At 68.6% G+C, this 19,890-nt stretch carries 17 protein-coding genes; 8 read left to right on the top strand and 9 right to left on the bottom strand.

The window, feature by feature from the left end; genetic code table 11:
• The first annotated feature begins 5 nt into the window (after positions 1-5).
• Positions 6-1,190: a MarP family serine protease gene (locus VGC18_RS05645; protein ID WP_331095118.1), complete on the top strand. Its 1,185-nt coding sequence runs from the start codon at positions 6-8 to the stop codon at positions 1,188-1,190.
• Positions 1,191-1,192: 2 nt separating this feature from the next.
• Here the strand turns inward: VGC18_RS05645 and VGC18_RS05650 are convergent, their stop codons facing one another.
• From VGC18_RS05650 to VGC18_RS05660, 3 genes are all read right to left on the bottom strand, one after another.
• Positions 1,193-1,963 carry a dienelactone hydrolase family protein gene (locus VGC18_RS05650; protein ID WP_331095120.1) on the bottom strand — a complete coding sequence of 257 codons (771 nt, stop codon included), beginning with the start codon at positions 1,961-1,963 and terminating at the stop codon, positions 1,193-1,195.
• Positions 1,964-2,162: 199 nt separating this feature from the next.
• Positions 2,163-2,816: an alpha/beta hydrolase gene (locus tag VGC18_RS05655; RefSeq protein WP_331095122.1), complete on the bottom strand. Its 654-nt coding sequence runs from the start codon at positions 2,814-2,816 to the stop codon at positions 2,163-2,165.
• A 58-nt stretch (positions 2,817-2,874) separates the two neighbouring features.
• Positions 2,875-4,017 carry an acyl-CoA dehydrogenase family protein gene (locus VGC18_RS05660; RefSeq protein ID WP_414672859.1) on the bottom strand — a complete coding sequence of 381 codons (1,143 nt, stop codon included), beginning with the start codon at positions 4,015-4,017 and terminating at the stop codon, positions 2,875-2,877.
• Between the two features lie 51 nt (positions 4,018-4,068).
• Between VGC18_RS05660 and VGC18_RS05665 the strand changes: the two genes are divergently transcribed.
• Positions 4,069-5,403: an MFS transporter gene (locus tag VGC18_RS05665; protein ID WP_331095124.1), complete on the top strand. Its 1,335-nt coding sequence runs from the start codon at positions 4,069-4,071 to the stop codon at positions 5,401-5,403.
• A 60-nt stretch (positions 5,404-5,463) separates the two neighbouring features.
• On the opposite strand, the gene VGC18_RS05670 is transcribed toward VGC18_RS05665, so the two are convergent.
• The 6 genes from VGC18_RS05670 to VGC18_RS05695 form a co-directional block, all read right to left on the bottom strand.
• Positions 5,464-6,960 carry an alpha-N-arabinofuranosidase gene (locus tag VGC18_RS05670; RefSeq protein WP_331095126.1) on the bottom strand — a complete coding sequence of 499 codons (1,497 nt, stop codon included), beginning with the start codon at positions 6,958-6,960 and terminating at the stop codon, positions 5,464-5,466.
• Between the two features lie 57 nt (positions 6,961-7,017).
• Positions 7,018-8,358, bottom strand: coding sequence for an MFS transporter (locus VGC18_RS05675; RefSeq protein WP_331095128.1), 1,341 nt, complete (start codon positions 8,356-8,358; stop codon positions 7,018-7,020).
• A 126-nt stretch (positions 8,359-8,484) separates the two neighbouring features.
• Positions 8,485-9,192 carry a FadR/GntR family transcriptional regulator gene (locus VGC18_RS05680; RefSeq protein WP_331095130.1) on the bottom strand — a complete coding sequence of 236 codons (708 nt, stop codon included), beginning with the start codon at positions 9,190-9,192 and terminating at the stop codon, positions 8,485-8,487.
• 143 nt (positions 9,193-9,335) lie between these two features.
• On the bottom strand, positions 9,336-11,579 hold the full coding sequence (locus VGC18_RS05685) for a HelD family protein (protein WP_414672860.1): 2,244 nt from the start codon (positions 11,577-11,579) through the stop codon (positions 9,336-9,338).
• Between the two features lie 82 nt (positions 11,580-11,661).
• On the bottom strand, positions 11,662-12,189 hold the full coding sequence (locus VGC18_RS05690; RefSeq protein WP_331095135.1) for a hypothetical protein: 528 nt from the start codon (positions 12,187-12,189) through the stop codon (positions 11,662-11,664).
• Between the two features lie 52 nt (positions 12,190-12,241).
• Positions 12,242-12,733 carry a helix-turn-helix domain-containing protein gene (locus VGC18_RS05695; protein WP_331095136.1) on the bottom strand — a complete coding sequence of 164 codons (492 nt, stop codon included), beginning with the start codon at positions 12,731-12,733 and terminating at the stop codon, positions 12,242-12,244.
• A 140-nt stretch (positions 12,734-12,873) separates the two neighbouring features.
• On the opposite strand from VGC18_RS05695, the gene VGC18_RS05700 reads away from it, so the two are divergent.
• The 6 genes from VGC18_RS05700 to tkt all read left to right on the top strand — a co-directional run.
• Positions 12,874-14,070 (top strand): MFS transporter, encoded by a 1,197-nt coding sequence (locus VGC18_RS05700; protein WP_331095138.1) that lies wholly within the window; start codon positions 12,874-12,876, stop codon positions 14,068-14,070.
• A gap of 126 nt (positions 14,071-14,196) precedes the next feature.
• Positions 14,197-15,375 (top strand): ROK family transcriptional regulator, encoded by a 1,179-nt coding sequence (locus tag VGC18_RS05705; RefSeq protein ID WP_331095140.1) that lies wholly within the window; start codon positions 14,197-14,199, stop codon positions 15,373-15,375.
• A gap of 85 nt (positions 15,376-15,460) precedes the next feature.
• Entirely contained in the window at positions 15,461-15,943 is a 483-nt protein-coding gene (locus VGC18_RS05710) for a PTS sugar transporter subunit IIA (RefSeq protein ID WP_331095142.1), read from the top strand.
• Positions 15,940-16,212, top strand: a complete 273-nt coding sequence (locus VGC18_RS05715) for a PTS sugar transporter subunit IIB (RefSeq protein ID WP_331095144.1) — start codon at positions 15,940-15,942, stop codon at positions 16,210-16,212. The genes VGC18_RS05710 and VGC18_RS05715 overlap by 4 nt, the downstream gene beginning before the upstream one ends.
• A gap of 140 nt (positions 16,213-16,352) precedes the next feature.
• Positions 16,353-17,852: a PTS ascorbate transporter subunit IIC gene (locus tag VGC18_RS05720; protein WP_331095146.1), complete on the top strand. Its 1,500-nt coding sequence runs from the start codon at positions 16,353-16,355 to the stop codon at positions 17,850-17,852.
• 2 nt (positions 17,853-17,854) lie between these two features.
• The coding region (tkt, locus tag VGC18_RS05725; RefSeq protein ID WP_331095148.1) for a transketolase at positions 17,855-19,890 on the top strand (2,036 nt) is incomplete at its 3' end.

The following is a 19,890-nucleotide window of genomic DNA, read 5'->3' on the forward strand; positions in this document are numbered from 1 at the left end:
CTGGCATGCCGTTCTCGATCGTCCTCGATGTGCTGCTCTGCCTCATGCTGCTCTTCTACACCGTGCACGGCCTTCAGGTCGGTCTCGTCCAGAGCCTCGGCGGCATCGTCGGGGTCATCGTCGGTGCCGTCGCCGCCTTCTTCGCCATCCCACTCGTCGCCGGCTGGGTCTCGACGAGCGCCTGGCGACTGCCGATCGTGCTCATCGTCGTCCTTCTTCTCCTGGGACTCGGCCAGGCGCTCGGTGGCCGGGCCGGACGCTTCCTCCGCCGCAGGCTTGAGAAGTCGCCCCTGCGGGGCTTCGACCGGCTGTTCGGAGCGGCCGTCACCCTCGTGGTCGCGGCGATCGTCACCTCGATGCTCGCCTTCGGCCTCGGCTCGCTGGGGGCGCCGTTCATCTCGCAGGCGATCGGCTCGTCGGCGGTCATCCGCACCATCGACGACCTGACGCCGAATCCGGTCAAGTCCCTCGAAGCTCAGGTGCGCGGTCTCGTGGCCGAGGACGGCCTCCCCCGCCTCTTCGACGCGATCGGCACCGGGGAACCCCTCGTCGTCCCCGACGCCGGTTCTGACACCGCCGCCCAGCAGGCCGCCGCGAAATCGGTGGTCAAGATCGTCGGCAACGCCTATCAGTGCGGTCAGAACCAGTCGGGAAGCGGCTTCGTCGTCTCTTCCGGACGGATCGTGACCAACGCCCACGTCGTTGCCGGCGTCGACCAGCCCGTCGTCGAGGCTCCGAACGGCGGTGCCTGGACCGGCAAGGTGGTCTACTTCGACAGCGCGGCCGACCTCGCCGTCGTCGCCGTCAGCGGGATGCCGACGCCGGCACTACAGCTCGGAACGGACCTGAAGGCCGGCGACGACGCCGTCTTCGACGGCTACCCGCTCGGCGGTCCGTTCAGCTCCTCCCCGGCGGCGGTTCAGAGCATCAACACCGTCGACGTCCCCGACATCTACGGGGGCGACCCGGCACCGAGGAAGGTCTACTACCTCGCCGCGCAGGTGCAGGAGGGCAACTCCGGCGGACCGCTGCTCGACGCGGCGGGCAAGGTCGTCGGCGTCGTCTTCGCCAAGTCGGCGACGACGAAGGACCTCGGTTTCGCGATGACGACCGACACGCTTCGGTCGGTCGCGGCGGAGGCGCCGACGCTCAGCTCCGCCGTCGCCTCCGGTCACTGCACCGCCGGCTGAGGCTAGACCGCTCCGAGCGAGACCGCCAGGAAGTCGAGGGTGCGCCGCCAGGCATCCTCGGCGATCTCCGGGCGATAGGTGTGCACGTTGGTGTCGTTGAAGAAGGCATGGCCCGCACCCTCGTACACCTTCGATGTGAAGTCGACGCCGGCCGCCTGCATCGCGGCGCTCACCTCCGGCAGGCTCTGCATCAGCCTCTCGTCCTCCTCGCCGTAGAAGGCGAGGATCGGGCTCGTGATGGTGTGCACCTGTCCGAGTTCCGGCGGCGACCCGTAGAACGGGACGGCGGCCGCAACCCTGCCGTCCGCTGCCGCGAGGGCGAAACTGTAGCTGCCGCCGAAACAGAATCCGACGACCGCGATGCGCCCGGCGACCCCCGGCCGCGCGGCCAGATAGTCGACGCAGGAACGGAGCGCCGAGACCGCCCAGGCGCCGTACTCCGGAACGTGCATGGGAGTGAAGGCCTCGCGCAGCCGCGGCTGGCCCTCCGCGCGCACCCTCTCATCCGTGCTCGTCATGATCGCGGCGAGTTCCAGGCCGATGCTCGGCTCGATGCCGATCGAGCTGAGCAGATCGGGGGCGATGACCAGATAGCCCTCCGCCGCGAAGCGATCGGCGACGTCCTTGATGTGTTCGACGAGGCCCCAGATCTCGTGGATGAGGACGACGGCGCCCTTCGGCGGCCCGTCGGGACGGACGAGGTAGGCGGAGAACTCCTTCGGCCTGTTCTCCGCTGGTTCGGTCTTGACGGGAAGCGTCAGCATCTCTGGCATGGCACGATTCTTCCACCGCAACCCTGACGCCCCGCTGGGTCGGCCCGGAGGCGGCTGAATGCCCGCGGCGCGCGGATCTTCACCTTTTTCCCACGGAACCCTTGTGCTTCACCCCGCGACGGAGGCATCCTGGATGAAGAACAACTCATCGCCCGTGAGAAGAGCCGCACCAAGTGCCGCACCCCGGGCGATGAGTCTTTTAACGGCCGAGGAGCGAGGAGCGGAGGAACGCGTTCACGTCGTCCAGCTCCTCCCGGGAGATGGAATGGCCGATGCCGGGGTAGTGCCGCTCGGTGAGCGTCGCGTGTCCGGGCAGCCACGCCGAGGTGCGTTCGACGGCGTCCGTCGGAATCACGGGATCGGCCGGGTCACGACCCCAGAACACGGGGGGACGGGACGACTCAAGCGAGGCATCCGCCGGCAGCTCCCCGGAGATGCTGAACCCGGACAGCGTCACGTAACTCGCGAAACGCTCCGGCGCGTGACGCATGAGATGCAGCGCCATGGCTCCGCCCTGGGAGAAGCCGAGCAGCCCGATCCTGGTCGACGTCTGCACGGTGTCGAGCCATTCCAGAACCGCCTCCGTCGCCGCGGCGGCAGCGACCGTGCTCGGGTCCCCCGCGTCACCGAGGGGAAACCAGGTGTAGCCGTCACCGAGAGGCATGGGGGCCCGGACGGAGGCGATCACCGGGGTCTTCGGCAGCAGCGGCACGAGCGTGAACAGGTCCTGCTCGTGCGAGCCGCGTCCGTGCATGAGCACAAGAAGGGGGCGGCTGGCGAGTGCCTGGGCCCTGCCGGTCTCGGGGACGGACCAGGCAACCGCCTGCGGATCGATGGCGAGCGTCGACGACATGACCCCAGCCTACGGCGGGACCGTCTCCTCCCGCCTCGTCCGCCGGGGTCGGGGAGGGCTACTCCGGCCCGAGAAGCGCGGTGGCGACCGTCTGGTGCACGGAGTCCTCGTTGCTCGGGTGGAAACCACCGGCGACGACATCCCGGTAGAGGCGGCCCAGCTCGCTCGAGGTCGAGAAGACCGCTCCCCCGGCGACGGCGATCGCCTGGTCGACGACGAATCGAGCCGTTCGTGTCGCCCTCGACTTGAGCCCGACGAGCCCGCGGAACCACTGGTCGCCGCGATCGACGAGACGATCGACGTCGTCGGCCAGCGCATCCAGCTGAGGCGGAAGCGCATCCTGGGCGAGTGCGGCATCGGCGATCTTCCACCGGGTGTTCGGATTCCTGTCGCCGGACAGCCCCGTGCGCGCGGAACGGCGGCCCTTCGCGGCAGCCACGGCGAGCTCGAGGGCACGCTGGCCGATCCCGGTGTAGACGGCCGAGACCAGGATCTCGAAGTTGGCGAAGATGGCGAAGATCAGCGGATCCGCACTCGGACCGGGATCCAGTCGCCGCACGATGCGGTCGGCGGTCGCCACCGCGTGATCGAGCCTGGTGCTGTTGCTCTGGCTGGCCCGCATGCCGATGGTGTCCCAGTCGGGGAGGATCGTGATGCCCGCGGTGTCGCGGGTGACGAAGGCGTGGACGAGCTTGGGCGCGTCGTCCGAGACCGTGTCGAGGCCGAAGAGGCCGAGGCGGGTCCAGGCAGGCGAGAGGCTCGTGAAGATCTTGGTCCCGGTGAACGCGTAGCCGCCGCCGGCGACCGGCTCAGCCTCGGTGCGGCTACCGAACAGCACGAGGTCGTTTCCCGCCTCGCTGATGGCGAAGGCGAACACCTCACCGGCCGCGGCCTCGCGCAGGACGAACTCGAGGGAGTCGTCGCCCCGATCGCGAAGGGTCTTGGCGATCCCCGTCCAGACGAGATGCATGTTCACGGCGAGCGCCGTGGCGGGAGCGGCGGCGGCGAGACGGATCTGCTCGTGGGCGGCCTCTCGGAGGCTCAGGCCGGCGCCGCCGAGGTCGACCGGGACGAGCGCACGCAGGTAGCCGGCGGCCTTCAGCTCGTCGAGGTCCTCCGTGAAGAAGGCGTTGTCGCGGTCGTAACCGGCCGCCCGATCGTGGATGCGCGCGAGAAGGTCGTCGTCGAGGAAACTCATCATCCAAGGATGTCACTCGTCGTGCGGCAGAATGGGGTCAGTGAGACACCAGCTATGACCCCCGCGCCAGAGACGACCGAGACGACCGGACCCCGGCACTCCCACTTCATCGATCTCTCGCCCCTGCGCGAGTCCCCCGCCTTCGCCAGGCTCTGGGCCGGCGGCGCGATCTCGGGGATCGGCGGTCAGATGACGATCGTCGCCGTCGGGCTGCACATCTACCAGATCACCCGTTCGACCTTCGCGGTGTCCCTTGTCGGCGCGTTCGCGCTCATCCCCATGGTGATCTTCGGCCTCTACGGCGGCATGCTCGCCGACGCCTTCGACCGGCGCATCGTGCTCTTCGTCGCCGCCGTCGTCGCCTGGGGTTCGACGATCACGCTCGCGAGCATCGCCTGGCTTGGGGTCGAGACGGTGTGGCCGTTCTACCTGCTCACCACCCTCACCGCGGTCGCCTCGACCGTGATCGGGGGGGTGCGTTCCGCCGTGCCGCCCCGGCTGCTCCCGCGCCGGCTGCTGCCCGCGGCATCCGCCCTCGGCGGGATCAGCGTGGGCATCATGGTCACCGTCGGACCGGCGCTGGCGGGGGTGCTCGTGGCGAGCGTCGGCTTCGCCTGGACCTACACGGTCGACGTCATCCTGTTCCTCAGCGCCTTCCTCGGTATCCTCTCCCTGCCGCGGCTGGCGCCCGAGGGTGAGGTGCAGCGGCCCGGGCTGGAGTCCCTGCGCTACGGCCTGGCGTTCCTGAGGCGCGCCCCGAACATCAGGATGACCTTCATCGTCGACATCATCGCGATGACCTTCGGACAGCCGAGGGTGCTGTTCCCGGCCGTCGGCGCGCTCGTGCTCGGCGGTGGGGCCGTGACGGTGGGCATCCTCACCGCGGGCGGTGCCGTCGGTGCGTTGTTGAGCAGCCTGTTCTCCGGACGACTCGGCGGACTGCGCTGGCACGGCAGGCTGATCACCCGGTCGATCGTCGTCTACGGCGCCTTCATCGCGGCATTCGGTCTTGTGCTCGCCGTGCTGAGTCTCGGCACCTTCGGGAGGGTCACGTCGTCGATCGGGCACGCCAACCTCGTCGCCATCCTCGTCTCCGCGGTGCTCCTCGCCGGCGCGGGTGCGGCGGACAACGTCAGCAGCATCTTCCGCCAGACCATGCTCCAGACCGCCGTTCCTGACAACATGCGCGGGCGACTGCAGGGCGTCTTCACCGTCGTCGTCACGGGCGGCCCACGCATCGGGGACATCTACGTCGGGCTCGCTGTGGGATTCGGCGCGCTGTGGCTGCCGCCCCTTCTCGGCGGCCTGCTCATCGTCGCCGCCCTGCTGACGCTGGTACGCATCCAGCGGGGCTTCCTCCGCTACGACGCCTTCGACCCGACGCCGTGACGGAGGCACCCGCGGCGGTCCCAGAGCTCACCCTATGCCCCTCCCTGCGAGGCGCCGACGTCAGGCTCGTCGAAGGGTGACGACGTTCCACGACACGGGCGGGAAGGCCACCGAGTCGGTGACCGAAACCGTACGCGGCGTGACGTTCTCCATCCGGTCCGCGGTGTTCGCGGCGTCCCTGTCGTCGTGGGTCAGCACCCGGTGCGCCATCGCCCGGTAGCCCTCGAACCGACCACCGAGCACGAGGTCGAGTTCCACCGTCCGATCGAGCGATCGGTTAGCGGCGAAAATCACGATCTCCCCCGTGCCCTCGTCCCAGGTCGCCGCCGCGACCACGTCATCGACCTCGCCGTACTTCGCCGTCTCGTGCCTGCCCGCGTCGATGTCGAGCCGGAGCGCCACCCCGCCGGCACGGGCGGCCACGTCGGCGAAGGGGAAGAAGGTGGTCTGGCGCCAGGCGGCGCCGCCCTCCACGGTGGTGATCGGCGCGATCACGTTGACGAGCTGGGCGATGCACGCCATCCGCACCCGATCGGCATGGTTGAGCAGCGAGATGAGCAAGCTGCCCACCACGACCGCCTCGGTCACGGTATAAACGTCCTCGGCGAGGTCGGGGGCCTCCCGCCAGGCCTCACGGCTGCCGTCGTGCGAGTGGAACTCGGTCTGATGCCACACGTTCCACTCGTCGAAGGAGAGCTGAATGCTCTTCCTGCTGTGCAGCTTGCCCTTGATGTGATCCGCGGTCGCGACGACGCTGGTGATGAAGTCGTCCATCGAGTCGGACGAGGCGAGGAAGCTGGCGGCATCGCCGTCCACATCCTCGTAGTAGTTGTGCAGCGAGATGTAGTCGACCTGCTCGTAGGTCTCCTCCAGCACGGTCGCCTCCCACTCGCCGAAGGTGGGCATCCAGCGGTTGGAGCTACCGCAGGCGACCAGCTCGATGCCGGGGTCGACCCGCCGCATCGCCTTCGCCGACTCGAGAGCGATGCGGCCGTATTCGACCGCGGTCTTGTGACCGATCTGCCAGGGGGCGTCCATTTCGTTGCCGAGACACCAGATTTTGATACCGTACGGATCCGCTACGCCGTGGCTCCGGCGCAGGTCGGACCAGTAGGTGCCGCCCGGGTGGTTGCAGTACTCGACCAGATTGCGGGCGGCATCCACTCCGCGTGTACCGAGGTTGACCGCCATCATCAGCTCGACGTCGGCATTCTCCGACCATGCGGCGAACTCGGCCAGCCCGACCCGGTTGGTCTCACGGCTGCGCCAGGCGAGGTCGAGGCGCACCGGGCGGTCCTCGACGGGGCCGACCCCGTCCTCCCAGTTGTAGGCGGAGACGAAGTTGCCGCCCGGGTAGCGCACCATCGTCGGACCCAGCTCCTTGACGAGGCGCAGCACGTCCGTCCGGAAGCCGTGCTCGTCGGCGGTCGCGTGACCCGGCTCGTAGATGCCGCCATAGACGGCCCTGCCCATGTGCTCCACGAACGAGCCGAACAGGCGGCGGTCGACATCGCCGATCAGGTAAGCGTCATGGACAACGATTCTTGCGGTGCTCACGAGCACAGTCCTTTCCTTTCGGGATTTCGGGCGGATCGCACCGCCGAGGAGGGGTGATCAGGAACGATCGGGCATCTCCAGCGGCTCGACACGCTTGATCACGAAGGCGTAGGAGACGATCCCCAGCACGAGGAATCCGAGCGTCATGAACATCGGCGCGAGGAAGGAGCCGCCCGTCGCGTCGAGCAGCGCACCGACGGCGATGGAGACCAGGATGCCCGCGGCGCTGCCGGCGAAGTTCATCAGCCCGGCGAGCGAACCCACGTGGCCGACGGTCGGCGCGAGCTCGGACGGCAGCAGCCACACACTCGCGTTCGCGAAGGTCAGGGCGCCGTATGAGATCGACAACAGCACGATCGCCACCGCTGGGCTGTCGGTGAAGATCGAGAAGATGATGACCGTCGAGACGATGAGGCCGCCGATGATGAGCGTCTTGCGGGCCCGGGTCGCCGACCAGCCGCGCCGGATCAGGTAGTCGGCGAAGATCCCGCCCGCCCAGCCGGATGGCACCGCGACCCAGGCCGGGATCGAGCCGAACAGTCCGAGCGACGGCAGCGTGAATCCGCGGCTGTCGATCAGGTAGGTGGGGAACCAGGTGACGAACCAATAGATGACGAAGGCGACGCAGAAGTTGCCGAGGATCATGCCCCATACCGCACGGAAACGGAGCAGATCGATCCAGCGCACCTTCACCTTCGGTGCGGTGTCGAGCTCTTCTGGAGTCTCCTGGCCCGCCTCGATGTAGGCGAGCTCCTCGGCAGAGACCAGCTTGCTCGCGCGGGGGGTGCGGTAGAACAGATACCAGGCAATGGCCCAGATGATGCCGAGCAGGCCGGTGACCACGAAGGAGCCGCGCCAGCTGATGACCGCCATCACGCTGACCACGATCGGCAGGGCGATCGCCGTTCCCACGCGCGAACCGCTGTCGAAGATCGCCGTCGCGACACCGCGCTCGCGCTTGGGGATCCATTCCCGGACGGCCTTGACGTTGCTCGGATAGGCGGGCGACTCGCCGACGCCGAGCAGCAAGCGCAGGCCGAGCAGCGACGCGAAGCCGCGCCCGAGGGAGGTGGCGGCGGTGAACACCGACCAGAGCAGTGCGCCCACCGTGTAGGACACACGCGCTCCGACCCGGTCGACGAACCACCCGGCGAACAGCTGGCAGATCGCGTAGGTCCAGAAGAACCCCGAGAGGATCAGGCCGAGCTCGGTGTTGCTGAGGCCGAACTCCTTCTGAATCGTGGGGGCCGCCGCGCTGAGGTTCGCGCGATCCAGATAGACGATCGTGGTGCCGAGGAAGGCGAGGAGGACGACGACCCACCGCACCGCACCGCGCGGTCGCGATGCGGCAACCGCATCCACAGGGCGCTCTGGGCGGGTCTCGGGAACTTGCGACATGGATGCACTCACTTCCTTGTGACGAGGGGCCCTGAGGCCAGCACTCACTTATATGACATGTGACACGTAAGCATGCTTGCCGCAGCGATGTCAAGCCCTCGACACGTGGTGTTCCCGAAGGGGGCGTCAGACCACGTTCGCCTGAAAGCCCAGGAGGCCCTTGCCGAGGTTGTCCCGCATCGCCTCCGCCGCCCCGTTGCCATCGTGGACCGCGATGCACTCCACGATCGCGGCGTGCGACTCCACGAGCTCATGCACGCCGACCTCACCGTTCTTCACCCATCCCTGCCAGACCTGCCGTAACAGCTTGTCCAGCAGCGGAGAGAGCGCATCGACGAGCATCTCCATCACGTCGTTGTGGGCGGCACCGACGACCTCGCGATGGAATTCGACATCGGCGCGGTACAGCGTGCCCACGTCGGTGGCCGCACGGAGGGCCTCCATCTTGCGGCGGATGCCCTGGATCTCCTCGTCCGTGGCCCTCTCCGCTGCCAGGCGTGCCGCCGCGACCTCGATGGACTCGCGGATCTCCTGCACCTGCTCCAGGTCATGGCCCCGCACCGCGAATCGCAGCCGCATCAGCCGTTCGAGCTGGGTGCTCCCCGGCACGGAGATCACGCTCTGGCTGCCCTGCTGACGCTTCAGCAGCCCTTGACCGGACAGCTCGGCGACCGCCTCCCGAATTACCGTGCGGCTCACCCCGAGCTCCTCGGCCATCTCCGCCGCGGACGGAATCGGGTCACCCTCCCTGAGGCCCTGATCCTGCACCAGACTGATGATCGAATCCGCGGTCAGCTGCGTGAGCGACGGCCGATTGAGCGCACGACGTGGCATGAATCCTCCTCACGCCGGCGTCGGCGCACCGCTTATCATACAAGTGTTCGCGCGCGGGTTCTCTTGGCAGGCTCGGCGACCGGAGGGCCGCCGGTGACACCAGCACGAGAGAACCGGCACGGCACCCCAACGCGGTCGAACGGTCAGAGTCCCGCCGGGAGTTCGCCCTCGCTGACGAGGTACAGCCGTTGGGTGGCGCGGGTCATCGCGACGTAGAGTGCGCCGGCTCCGCGCTCCGATGCTGCCAGGATCGCGACGGGATCGACGACGACGACCGCATCGAACTCGAGGCCCTTGGCCTCCTGCGGGGTGAGCACCGCGATGTCCTTGGTCAGGCCCTGGGCGCCGACGGCGACGGCGGAGCCGAACTCGTCCGCGAGGCGCCCGGCCAGGGTGGTCAGCCCGGCCTCCTGGACGATCACGGCGAGGGTGCCCCCCTCCCCGGTTGCGAGGTTCCTGCGCACGGCCTCCGCCGCATCCTCGACGAGCTCGATCGGCCATCGGGTGGCGCGAACGGCGCGAGAGGGGGTGATCGGGAGACCGTGGGCGACGGCCATCCGTTCCGCCGCCTCGGCGATCTGACTGGGGGTCCGGTAATTGACGGTCAGTTCCTCGAGCCGCCAGCGGTCCGCCTCCGGCGAGCCCTCGAGGAGCGGCTCCAGCGCATCCTTCCAGCTGGAGGAGGCCGAGGCAGACGCGGCCTGGGCGATGTCGCCGACGATCGTGAACGACCGCTGCGGTCCGCGGCGCAGCAGCAGCCTCCATTGCATGGGCGAGAGCTCCTGGGCCTCGTCCACCACGACGTGACCGTAGGTCCAGCTGCGGTCGGCCGCCGCCCTCTCGGCGGTGGTCCCGCGGTACCCGGTCTCGGCGAAGCCAGCGGCGAGGGACTTCGCGTCGACGAGGCCCGCGACATCCATGTTCTCGATGGCATGCTCGGCGTTCTCGATGTCCCGTTTGCGCTGCTGCTTGGCCTCACGCTTCGCGGCGGCGTCGGCGACGCTGTACTCGCCGAGGTGCTCCGCGGCCTCGTCGAGCAACGGGATGTCCGAGACGGTGAACTCGGCGTCGCGGGCACGGTAGAGCAGGGCGCGCTGCTCCGCGGTCCAGTCCGGCGTGAGCTCGGCAAGCCACTGCGGGCGGGCGTAGAGGTCCTGCACCAGCTTCTCCGGCGTGAGCGGAAGCCAGGCGGTGTTCAGCGCGATGCGCACGTCCTCCGATGAGCGCAGGTCCTCGCGCAGCATGGGGAGGTCGGAGTCGTCCATCGAATTGCCGGCGTCTTTGAGCTGGGTCAGCCATTGACGGCTGAGCGCACCGAGGGCGTGCTTCACGAAGATCACCCTGGCCTCGTTGTACGGCTTGTTCGACTCCCTGGCACGGTGGATGGCCGCCGCGACGAGCTGCGGATCCAGGGTGAGCCGGTCGCCGCTCACCTCGAGCCCCTGCGGGAGGGAGGGGATCCTCTGCCTCGAGCGCACCGCGCGGGCGATGAGGCCGGCCATCGAGGACCGTCCCTTGAGCGCGGCGACCGCCGGAGCGTCCTCCCTCGTCGCCTCGACCCCCGGATAGAGCTGACCGAGGCTCGCGAGCACGACCCCGGTCTCGCCGAGTGACGGCAGGACGGCCTCGATGTACTGAAGGAAGGATGGCGACGGCCCGACGATCAGGACCCCCGAATTGCGCAGGCGGTCGCGATGCGAATAGAGCAGGTAGGCGGCGCGGTGCAGGGCGACGGCCGTCTTCCCCGTGCCCGGCCCTCCCTGGACCACGAGCACACCCCGGAGATCGGACCGGATGATGCGGTCCTGCTCCGCCTGGATGGTCGCGACGATGTCCGCCATGCGCCCGGTCCGCTGGGCGGTCAGGGCCGCGAGGAGCGCGCTCTCGCCCTGGAGCTCCGCCGACTCCCCCTGGAGCAGCTCGGCATCGAAGATCTCGTCCTCGATGCGGATGACGCTCCGCCCCTTGGACAGGAGATGACGACGTGCCCTCGCCCCGAGCGGGGTCGCGGCGGTCGCCTGGTAGAAGGCGCTCGCCTGGGGCACGCGCCAGTCGAGCAGGATCGGCCGGAGATCGGTGTCGCGCAGGCCGATGCGACCGATGTAGCGCAGCACCGGACCGTCCTCGTCCGCGTCGGCCCCGCCGGGCTCGAGCTCCAGCCGGCCGAAGGCGAGCCGCTCGTCGACCTCACGAAGCTGCACGATCCGGTCCTCATAGATCCTGGCGAAGGTGTCCCGCTCCGAGCGGCCCTGATGGTTGCCGCCCACATCGAGCAGACGCACGGCATCGAGTTGCTGCTCTGCCTCGTGCTTCAGCGCGTCGAGGCGCGCGTACAGCGTGGCCACGTAGTCCTGCTCGTGCTTCAGCTCGTGATCGGCCACTCGAATTACCCCTCGAAAATCCAGCGTTCAAGTTTAGTTGTCCCGCTGGGCGTCTCCTGACCGCGAAGGCCATCGGCCTCGGCGCCGGTCAGGCCTGTCGATAGGGCTCCAGGTCGGGGTCGAGAGGAATCCTGCCCACGGTCGCCAACAGGTCGAGCGCGACGGTCTGGCCGGCGAAGGCGAGCAGCGTGAGGCGGCGCTCCGGCCCGAAGGCCGACTGCAGCCGCGAGTAGAACTCATCGGGGATGTCGTGCGGACTGCGCACGATGAGCCTGCCCCAGTCGATGAGGAGTTGTTCCGCCTCCGTGACCTGGGGGTTGTCCGGATCGTCCCCCGCCTCCAGCAGCGTCCTGCGGAACGACAGCGCGGTGGGAAGGCTGCCGTCTTCGTCGGCGATCGCATAGGCGAACAGCGTCAGGGCCCGTTCCCCGATCCAGGGGGCGATCTCGTCCCAGAGCGCCTGCCACCCGAGGGACACGCGAAAGCTCGTGGGATTGGCGAGCAGCGCCGCCTGGAGACCCGTGATCGAACCGCCCTGCGCATCCGCTCTCGCATCCCGGAGGGCCTTCGCCTCCGGCTTGAGGGTGCTCTCGGTCGCGGGGATCAGGAAGGTCATGCCACCAGCCTAGGCAGTCAAGACGACCCCTCGTTCCCGGGCTTCCGGAGCCTCAGCCCAGCAACCGCCCAGACGAGTCCCCGGGGCCGCGAACGGTCTCGACCTCCTCGGAGCTCAGCTCCCGTCCGGAGCCGTCGACAAAAGCCACCCTCGTGGGTGCGCCCGTCGCCAGCTCGCGGTAGATCGTCGCCGGTCCGCTCGGGTTGGGCCGGTAGGCATCCCCCCAGGCGGTCAGCGCGGCGAGCGTGGTGCGCAGCGCGCGACCGCTCTCGGTGAGGTGGTAGCTGTAGCGCTCCCTGGCGCCGTCCTCCCGATAGGACCGCCGCTCCATGACTCCGTGATCGACGAGGGTCGTCAGCCGGTCGGCCAGGATGTCCGACGAGACCCCCAGCCTCTCCTTGAACTCGGAGAAGCGAGTTCGCCCCCACATCGCCTCGCGCACGATGAGGAGGGTCCACTTCTCCCCGAGCACCTCGAGACTGCGGGCGATCGAACACGTCGGGGCGGGACGGGAGGCGGGACGGAGGGTGGCTGTCGCGGACATGGGGGAATTCTACCCTTCTGGGTTGGATATTCCAATGGAGGATGCTAGCTTGGGAAAACCAAGCGAGACTTCGCTGGACATCGACCACGCCGACGTCGCCTTCGGTCGAGAGCCGCACCACCCGGACGAAAGAAGGCGCCGTGCCCACTCTCAGCAATCGCAGCAGTTTCTGGACGGCGGCGGCGGTCGTCGCCGTCGCGCTCTGGGCAAGCGGCGCGCCGTCCATGGTCTATCCCGTCTACGTGGCCGAGTGGCAGCTGCCTCCCATCGTCATCACCTCGATCTTCGCGGTGTACCCGATCAGCCTCGTGGTCATCCTGGTCATCTTCGGCAGCATCTCCGACTACATCGGCCGCAGGGCGACGATGCTGGCCGGTGTCACGGCGATGGCCATCGGCATCCTGCTCTTCGCCATCGCCCCGAATGTCGGCTGGCTGTTCGCCGGCCGGATCTTCCAGGGCATCGGCGTGGGGCTCGCCATGAGCCCGGCGAGCGCCGCGATGGTCGAGTTCAACCCCGGGGGCAACGCGGCACGGGCCAGTTCGATCAACACCGCCGCGACGGCCGTCGGCCTCGCACTGGCGACGATCGTCGGAGGGGCCCTCGTGCAGTTCGCGCCGCTGCCGGGGCACCTCGCCTACTGGGTGCTCTTCGCGCTCACCCTGGCGCTCATCGTCGCGATCCTGTTCATGCCGCGCAGGGTCGTCGGCACCACCGCGGAGGGTCGCTGGCGACCCCGCGGGGTGCGGGTCCCGAAGGGACTCGGCGGGGTCTTCATCACCTCGGCGCTGGCCGTCACGGCCGGATTCGCAATGGGCGCCCTTCTGCTCTCGCTGGGTTCCGAGATCGCCAAGGACCTCATCAACACGGAGAACGCCTTCGTCGCCGGAAGCATCATCGCCCTCTCGGCGGTGGCGATCGGGGTGACGGCCGTGGTCGCCCGACCACTCGCGCCTCGGACGGCGATCGGCATCGGCGGGCTGACCACGGCCGCAGGGATGGGACTGATCGCGCTGGCGGCGGCGACCGCCTCGCTTCCCGTGTTCCTGTCCGCGCAGGTCGTCGCGGGGGTCGGATACGGCCTGCTGTTCCTCGGCGGCCTCGGCCTCACCAATAGGCATGCACCGGCCCACCACAGGGCGCAGACGCTCTCCGCGGTCTACCTCGTCGCCTACCTCGCCCAGGGACTCATCGCCGTCTCCCTCGGGCTCTCCGCGACCTCGATCGGGCTCGCCCCCGCCGTCGACATCTGGGCTCCGGTCATCGCGGGGATCTGCATCGCCGCCGCCCTGCTGGCAGCGCTCGTCGGGCGGCGTCGGGCGGCGGTGGTCGCCTAGACTCCGATGTCATCGCTCGAGCCGGACCCTCGACTCTCGACTCTCGACCTCGGCTTCGTGATGCGCCAATCGGCGAGTTAAGCTAAGAAATAGACAAAATATCCGTCTCTGCGGTGGAGGATGCCAATGGCGGTCGATGGCTTGGGCATGCTGCTCGCTCTGGTGAGACAGCACCCGGGGGTGACGCGATCGGAGCTCCTCGAGCAACTCGGATGGTCGCGCGTGACGCTGGAGCGCCGTCTCAACGAGCTCACCGAATCCGGTTTTGTGGTCGCGATCAGCCAGCGCGGCTCCACGGGCGGCCGGCCGCCAGAGGGATTCCAGCTCAATGCGGACCACGGGGTGCTCCTCGCGGCCGACATCGGCAGTTCCAGGGCACGATTCGCCGTCACGGACTTCCTCGGCACTCCCCTGCTCTCGGTGAGCCGCGCGTTCGACATCGAACTCGGTCCGACCAAGGCCCTCGACATCGTCAGGCATCAGTTCCGCAGCCTGCTCACCCAGGCCGGATTCGAGCCCGCGGCGGTGCTGGGCATCGGAATCGGCATTCCCGGACCCGTCGATTTCGCGGCGGGGAGGATCATCCATCCGCCCACCATGCCCGGCTGGCACGGGGTCGAGCCGGCCGCGGCATTCGAGACCGACTACCCGGGTGCCCCGGTCGCCGTCGACAACAACGCCAACGTCCTCGCCCTCGGGGAGTACCGCACAACGTGGCGCGATCGCTCGGACCTGCTGCTCATCAAACTCGGTCAGGGGCTCAGCTCCGGACTCGTCCTCGACGGCCGCATCTACCGTGGACCCGGCGGCATGGCGGGAGAATTCGGCCACCTCTATTGCCCCGAGGGCACGCAGTGCCGCTGCGGACGCTTCGGCTGCCTGGAGTCCGTCGCCGGCGGTTGGGCGATCCAGCAGCAGCTCCAATCCGTGGGCAACAACGTGCAGAGCAGCGACGACGTCGTCGGCCTCGCGATGCGCGGCAATTACCTCGCCCTGGAGCTGCTGACGCGGGCGGGCGAGTTCATCGGCGAGGCCCTGGCGCCCGCCGTGTGCCTGATGAACCCGTCGACCCTCGTGCTCGCGGGCGACCTCGCTCGGGCAGGAGAGGTGATCGCGGTCCCCATGCGCGCGGCGATCAAGGCCAGGACTCCCGAATACCTTTTCGAACGGCTCACCATCGTGCCAGCCAGGTCGGGATCCGACGCCGGGGTGATCGGAGCCGCGTTCCTCGCTCAGGACGCGGCCTGCGCGAGGCACGAGCTCACGGGGAGGACAGACAGACGGGCGGACCGCGATCCTTCGTAGTTTTGTCTATTTCTGGACAAAATTGTCTCGTCATGTTAATGTTTCAGCGTGCGGGCCAGTGACGGCCTCGCGCGGGAGGACAACGATGACCTACGCAAGCGTTTCGACGGTTTTGCCCGATGAGGTGTTCGAGCTCGACGCGGCCGCGGACGACTGGCGTGCCGCACTGAAGATCGCCGGCGAGAGGCTGACCGCCGGGGGGTTCGCCACTCCGGACTACACCGACGAGATGATCGCGGCCGTCGAGAAGCTCGGTCCGTACATCGTGGTCGCCCCCGGGATCGCCTTCGCCCATTCGCGGCCGTCTCCCGCCGTGCTGCACACGGGAATGAGCTGGGTGCGGCTCTCGCCTCCCGTCGACTTCGGCAGCGCGAAGAACGACCCCGTCTGGCTCGTGATCGGGCTGGCGGCGACCGATGAGCAGGCGCACATCGGGGTGATGTCCCAGATCGCCGGAGCGCTCTCGGACTCCGACAGGCTCGAGAGGCTGCGTACCGCCTCGAGCCCCGAGGAGATCAGGACGATCCTCGCGCCGACGGACTCCCCTCAGGAAGAAGGAAAACGATGAACATCATTTGCGTGTGCGGCATGGGAATCGGCACCTCGATACTGCTGAAGATGAGCGTCGACAAGGCCGCGGACGAACTCGGTCTCGACGCGGAGGTGACCACCGCGGACATCGGCACGGCCAAGGGAGCCGCGCAGGGCGCCGATCTGATCCTGACCTCGGGAGAGCTCGCCGAAGAGCTCGGCGGAGTCTCAACGCCGGTCATCGTGATCGACAACTTCATGGACGGTGACGAGATAAAGAAGAAGCTCCAAGAAGCCACCAGCTGAGCTAGCCACTCACGACTCGACAACGACGCGGGCGCACCGCAACGATGCGCTCGTGCGGTGTCGTGCGCCCCGAACAGTCCCTGTCGTCTCACCGGAGACGGATCATCGCCCCGCACAACTATTGAGAAAGGACAAAAGTCATGGATTGGTTAGTCGCGATTCTCGACTTCATCAGCAAGCAGATCCTCAACGTCCCCGCCTACCTGATCGGCATCGTCGCCGCGGTCGGCCTCATCGCCCTTAAGAAGCCGGTGGGTCAGGTGGTCGGCGGTGGCCTCAAGGCGGCGATGGGCTACCTCATCCTCGGTGCGGGAGCGGCGGTCGTCGTGGCGGCGCTCGCGCCCTTCGGCAACCTCATCTTCAAGGTGACCGGGGCGCACGGCGTGGTTCCGACCAACGAGGTCATCACCGCCCAGGCGGCGACACAGTACGGCGCGACCTCCGCATACCTCATCGTGGTGAGCTTCATCGTGATGCTGCTCCTGGCACGCTTCACCCCGCTCAGATATGTGTTCCTGACCGGCCACCACATGGTGTTCATGGCGACGCTGCTTGCCGTGGTCCTCTCGGTCGGCTTCGGTCCGGACAACACGTTGCTCATCGTCCTGGTCGGGTCCGTGCTCATGGGCGTGATCATGGTCGTCATGCCCGCGTTCGCTCAGCCCTTCATGAACCGGGTGACGAACGACGACAAGCTCGCCATCGGCCACTTCAACACGCTGGGCTACATCACGGCCGGGGCCCTCGGAACCGCCGTGGGACGCAAGTCGAGATCGACTGAGGATGTGAAGTTCCCGCAGGGACTGAAGTTCCTGCGCGACTCGATGGTCTCGACCACGCTGCTCATGGTGGTGCTCTACCTGTTCTTCGCCGTGTGGGGTGCCATCGTGCTGCCGCACAGCCAGGCCATGAAGATCTTCGCCTCGTCGGCGACCCCACCGACCGATTTCGGTGGATACTTCATGGCCGCGTTCGCCCAGGCCCTGCAGTTCGGCATCGGCGTGAGCATCATCCTCTACGGTGTGCGCATCATCCTCGGCGAGCTGGTCCCGGCCTTCCAGGGCATCGCCAACAAGGTGGTGCCGGGCGCCCGTCCGGCACTCGACGTGCCGATCGTCTTCCCGTTCGCCCCCAACGCCTCGCTCATCGGATTCATGTCGTCGTTCGTCGGCGGTCTGGTCGCCCTCGGCGTCATCGCCGTCTGGCTCGGCCCGGCCTGGGGCGTCGCGCTCATCCTGCCGGGAATGGTCCCCCACTTCTTCGACGGCGGCGGCGCGGGGGTCTTCGGCAACGCGACGGGCGGACGCCGGGGCGCCGTGGTCGGCGGCTTCGTCAACGGCCTGATCATCACCTTCCTCCCGGCCCTGCTGCTCACCGTCATGGGCACGCTCGGGCTGGCGAACAGCACCTTCGGCGACGCCGACTTCGGCTGGTTCGGATCGGTCGTCGGCCTGCTCGCCAGGCTCGGAACCGTTGGGGGTTCGATCGTGCTGGTCGTCTTCGCCGCCCTGCTGTTCGGCGCGGCCTGCCTGTACAAGGTCAAGCTCGTCGACACCGGATGGCTGCCGGGGAAGGCCCGTGCGGAATGGGTCGAGGCACAGAAGGCCGAGGCGAAGGCAGCGGCACAGGCGGAGAGGTAATCATGGTCGCGACCCCGTCCCCCGCATCCCCATCCTCCCCGGCCTGGTCGTGGAGCAACCTCGACGACCGGGCAGTGGATACCGCGCGCATGCTCACCATGGACGCGATAGAACGCGCGCACAGCGGGCACCCCGGTACGGCGATGAGCCTCGCACCGGTCGCCTACGTGCTCTATCAGAAGGTCATGCGGGGCCTTCCCGCGCAACCGGATTGGCCCGGTCGCGATCGGTTCGTGCTGTCCTGCGGACACGCCGGTTTTGTCCAGTACGCCCAGCTGTACCTCGCGGGATACGGTCTGGACCTCGACGACCTCAAGGCCACCCGGCAGTGGGGCTCGCTGACCCCGGGCCATCCGGAGCACGGGGTCACTCCCGGGGTGGAGGCCACAACGGGGCCGCTCGGATCGGGGTTCGCGACGGCCGTCGGCATGGCGATGGCGGCCAGGCGGGAGCGGGGCCTGTTCGATCCGGACGCTCCTGCCGGCACCAGCCCGTTCGACCACTTCGTGTACGTGCTCTGCTCGGACGGCGACCTCGAGGAGGGTGTGTCGTCGGAGGCATCCTCGCTGGCGGGGGTACAGCAGCTCGGCAATCTCATCGTGCTGTGGGACGACAACCGGATCTCCATCGATGGTTCCACGGACATCGCCTTCCGCGAGGACGTTCCCGGGCGATTCGCCTCCTACGGGTGGGACGTGCACGAGGTGGATTTCCACGGGGGCAATGGCGACTACCTGGAGCGCCCCGAGGCGGTGTTCGAGGCGATCGCCCTGGCGCAGGCCGTGCGGGACAGACCGTCGTTCATCGCGGTCCGCACCCGCATCGGCTGGCCTGCCCCCACCATGGCCGGAACGGAGAAGGTGCACGGCGCACCGCTCGGCGCCGCGGAGGTGGCGGCCACCAAGCGGGTGATGGGATTCGATCCCCGGCTTGACTTCGCGGTCGATCCGGCCGTGCTCGCGCACACGCGGCGCCTCGCGGATCGGGCGCACGGCTGGCTGACGGAGTGGGAGGCCACGATGACCGGGTGGCGCGCCAGGGAGCCGGAGCGCGCGGCGGTCTATGACCGGCTCACGACCGGCGCGCTCCCCGAGGGGTGGAGGGATGCCCTCCCCCGCTTCGACGAGGCGGGGTCCTCGGTGGCGACGCGCACCGCCTCCGGTGAGGTGCTCGCCGCGCTCGCGCCGCTCCTGCCGGAGCTGTGGGGCGGCTCGGCCGACCTCGCCGAGTCGAACAAGACGGACATTACCGGCGAGCGGAGTTTCCTGCCCGAGACGCCGCGGATCCCCGGCGTGGATGCGTCCCCCTACGGTCGCCTGGTGCACTTCGGGATCCGCGAGTTCGCGATGGGGCTCTCACTCGTCGGCATGGCGCTGCACGGGCCCACGCTGCCGTTCGGGGCGACCTACCTGGTCTTCAGCGACTACATGCGGGCCGCCGTCCGCCTCGCGGCACTGCAGAAGGCACGGGTGATCTTCATCTGGACACACGACTCCATCGGCGTGGGAGAGGACGGTCCGACGCATCAGCCCATCGAGCAGCTCGCGTCGCTGCGCACGGTGCCGGGATTCGCGGTGATCCGCCCGGCCGACGCCACCGAGACCGTCCTGGCCTGGGCGGCGATCCTCCAGTCCCGGACCGGACCCGTCGGATTGGTGCTGAGCAGGCAGGGTGTCCCGGTGCTCGCTGAGACGGCCGCGATCGCGGCCCACGGCGGGGACGGGGTGGCCCGCGGTGCTTACGTTCTCGCGGAGGCCGCGTCGTCGGACGGGACACCGCGGCGGCCGGAGGTCATCCTCGTGGCAACCGGCTCCGAGGTGGCGCTCGCCCTGTCCGCGAGGGAGACCTTGCAGGCTGCCGGCACGCCGACGAGGGTGGTGTCAATGCCGTGCGTCGAATGGTTCCTCGACCAGCCGGAGGAGTACCGCGAGAGTGTCCTGCCCGAGGCGATCCGTGCGCGCGTCGCCGTCGAGGCGGGGGTGTCCCAGTCGTGGTTCCGCTGGGTGGGTATCGACGGCGAGGTCGTCGGCATCGACCA

Origin of the sequence: Lacisediminihabitans sp., from assembly GCF_036404185.1 — a bacterium.
In the GTDB taxonomy this organism is placed as follows: Bacteria; Actinomycetota; Actinomycetes; order Actinomycetales; family Microbacteriaceae; genus Lacisediminihabitans.

Bases quoted from the DNA above. Each gene is read 5' to 3' on its own strand.
- VGC18_RS05645 (WP_331095118.1), top strand. From the start codon at position 6: ATGCCGTTCTCGATCGTCCTCGATGTGCTGCTCTGCCTCATGCTGCTC.
- VGC18_RS05650 (WP_331095120.1), bottom strand. From the start codon at position 1,963: ATGCCAGAGATGCTGACGCTTCCCGTCAAGACCGAACCAGCGGAGAAC.
- VGC18_RS05655 (WP_331095122.1), bottom strand. From the start codon at position 2,816: ATGTCGTCGACGCTCGCCATCGATCCGCAGGCGGTTGCCTGGTCCGTC.
- VGC18_RS05660 (WP_414672859.1), bottom strand. From the start codon at position 4,017: ATGATGAGTTTCCTCGACGACGACCTTCTCGCGCGCATCCACGATCGG.
- VGC18_RS05665 (WP_331095124.1), top strand. From the start codon at position 4,069: ATGACCCCCGCGCCAGAGACGACCGAGACGACCGGACCCCGGCACTCC.
- VGC18_RS05675 (WP_331095128.1), bottom strand. From the start codon at position 8,358: ATGTCGCAAGTTCCCGAGACCCGCCCAGAGCGCCCTGTGGATGCGGTT.
- VGC18_RS05680 (WP_331095130.1), bottom strand. From the start codon at position 9,192: ATGCCACGTCGTGCGCTCAATCGGCCGTCGCTCACGCAGCTGACCGCG.
- VGC18_RS05690 (WP_331095135.1), bottom strand. From the start codon at position 12,189: ATGACCTTCCTGATCCCCGCGACCGAGAGCACCCTCAAGCCGGAGGCG.
- VGC18_RS05695 (WP_331095136.1), bottom strand. From the start codon at position 12,733: ATGTCCGCGACAGCCACCCTCCGTCCCGCCTCCCGTCCCGCCCCGACG.
- VGC18_RS05705 (WP_331095140.1), top strand. From the start codon at position 14,197: ATGGCGGTCGATGGCTTGGGCATGCTGCTCGCTCTGGTGAGACAGCAC.
- VGC18_RS05710 (WP_331095142.1), top strand. From the start codon at position 15,461: ATGACCTACGCAAGCGTTTCGACGGTTTTGCCCGATGAGGTGTTCGAG.
- VGC18_RS05715 (WP_331095144.1), top strand. From the start codon at position 15,940: ATGAACATCATTTGCGTGTGCGGCATGGGAATCGGCACCTCGATACTG.
- VGC18_RS05720 (WP_331095146.1), top strand. From the start codon at position 16,353: ATGGATTGGTTAGTCGCGATTCTCGACTTCATCAGCAAGCAGATCCTC.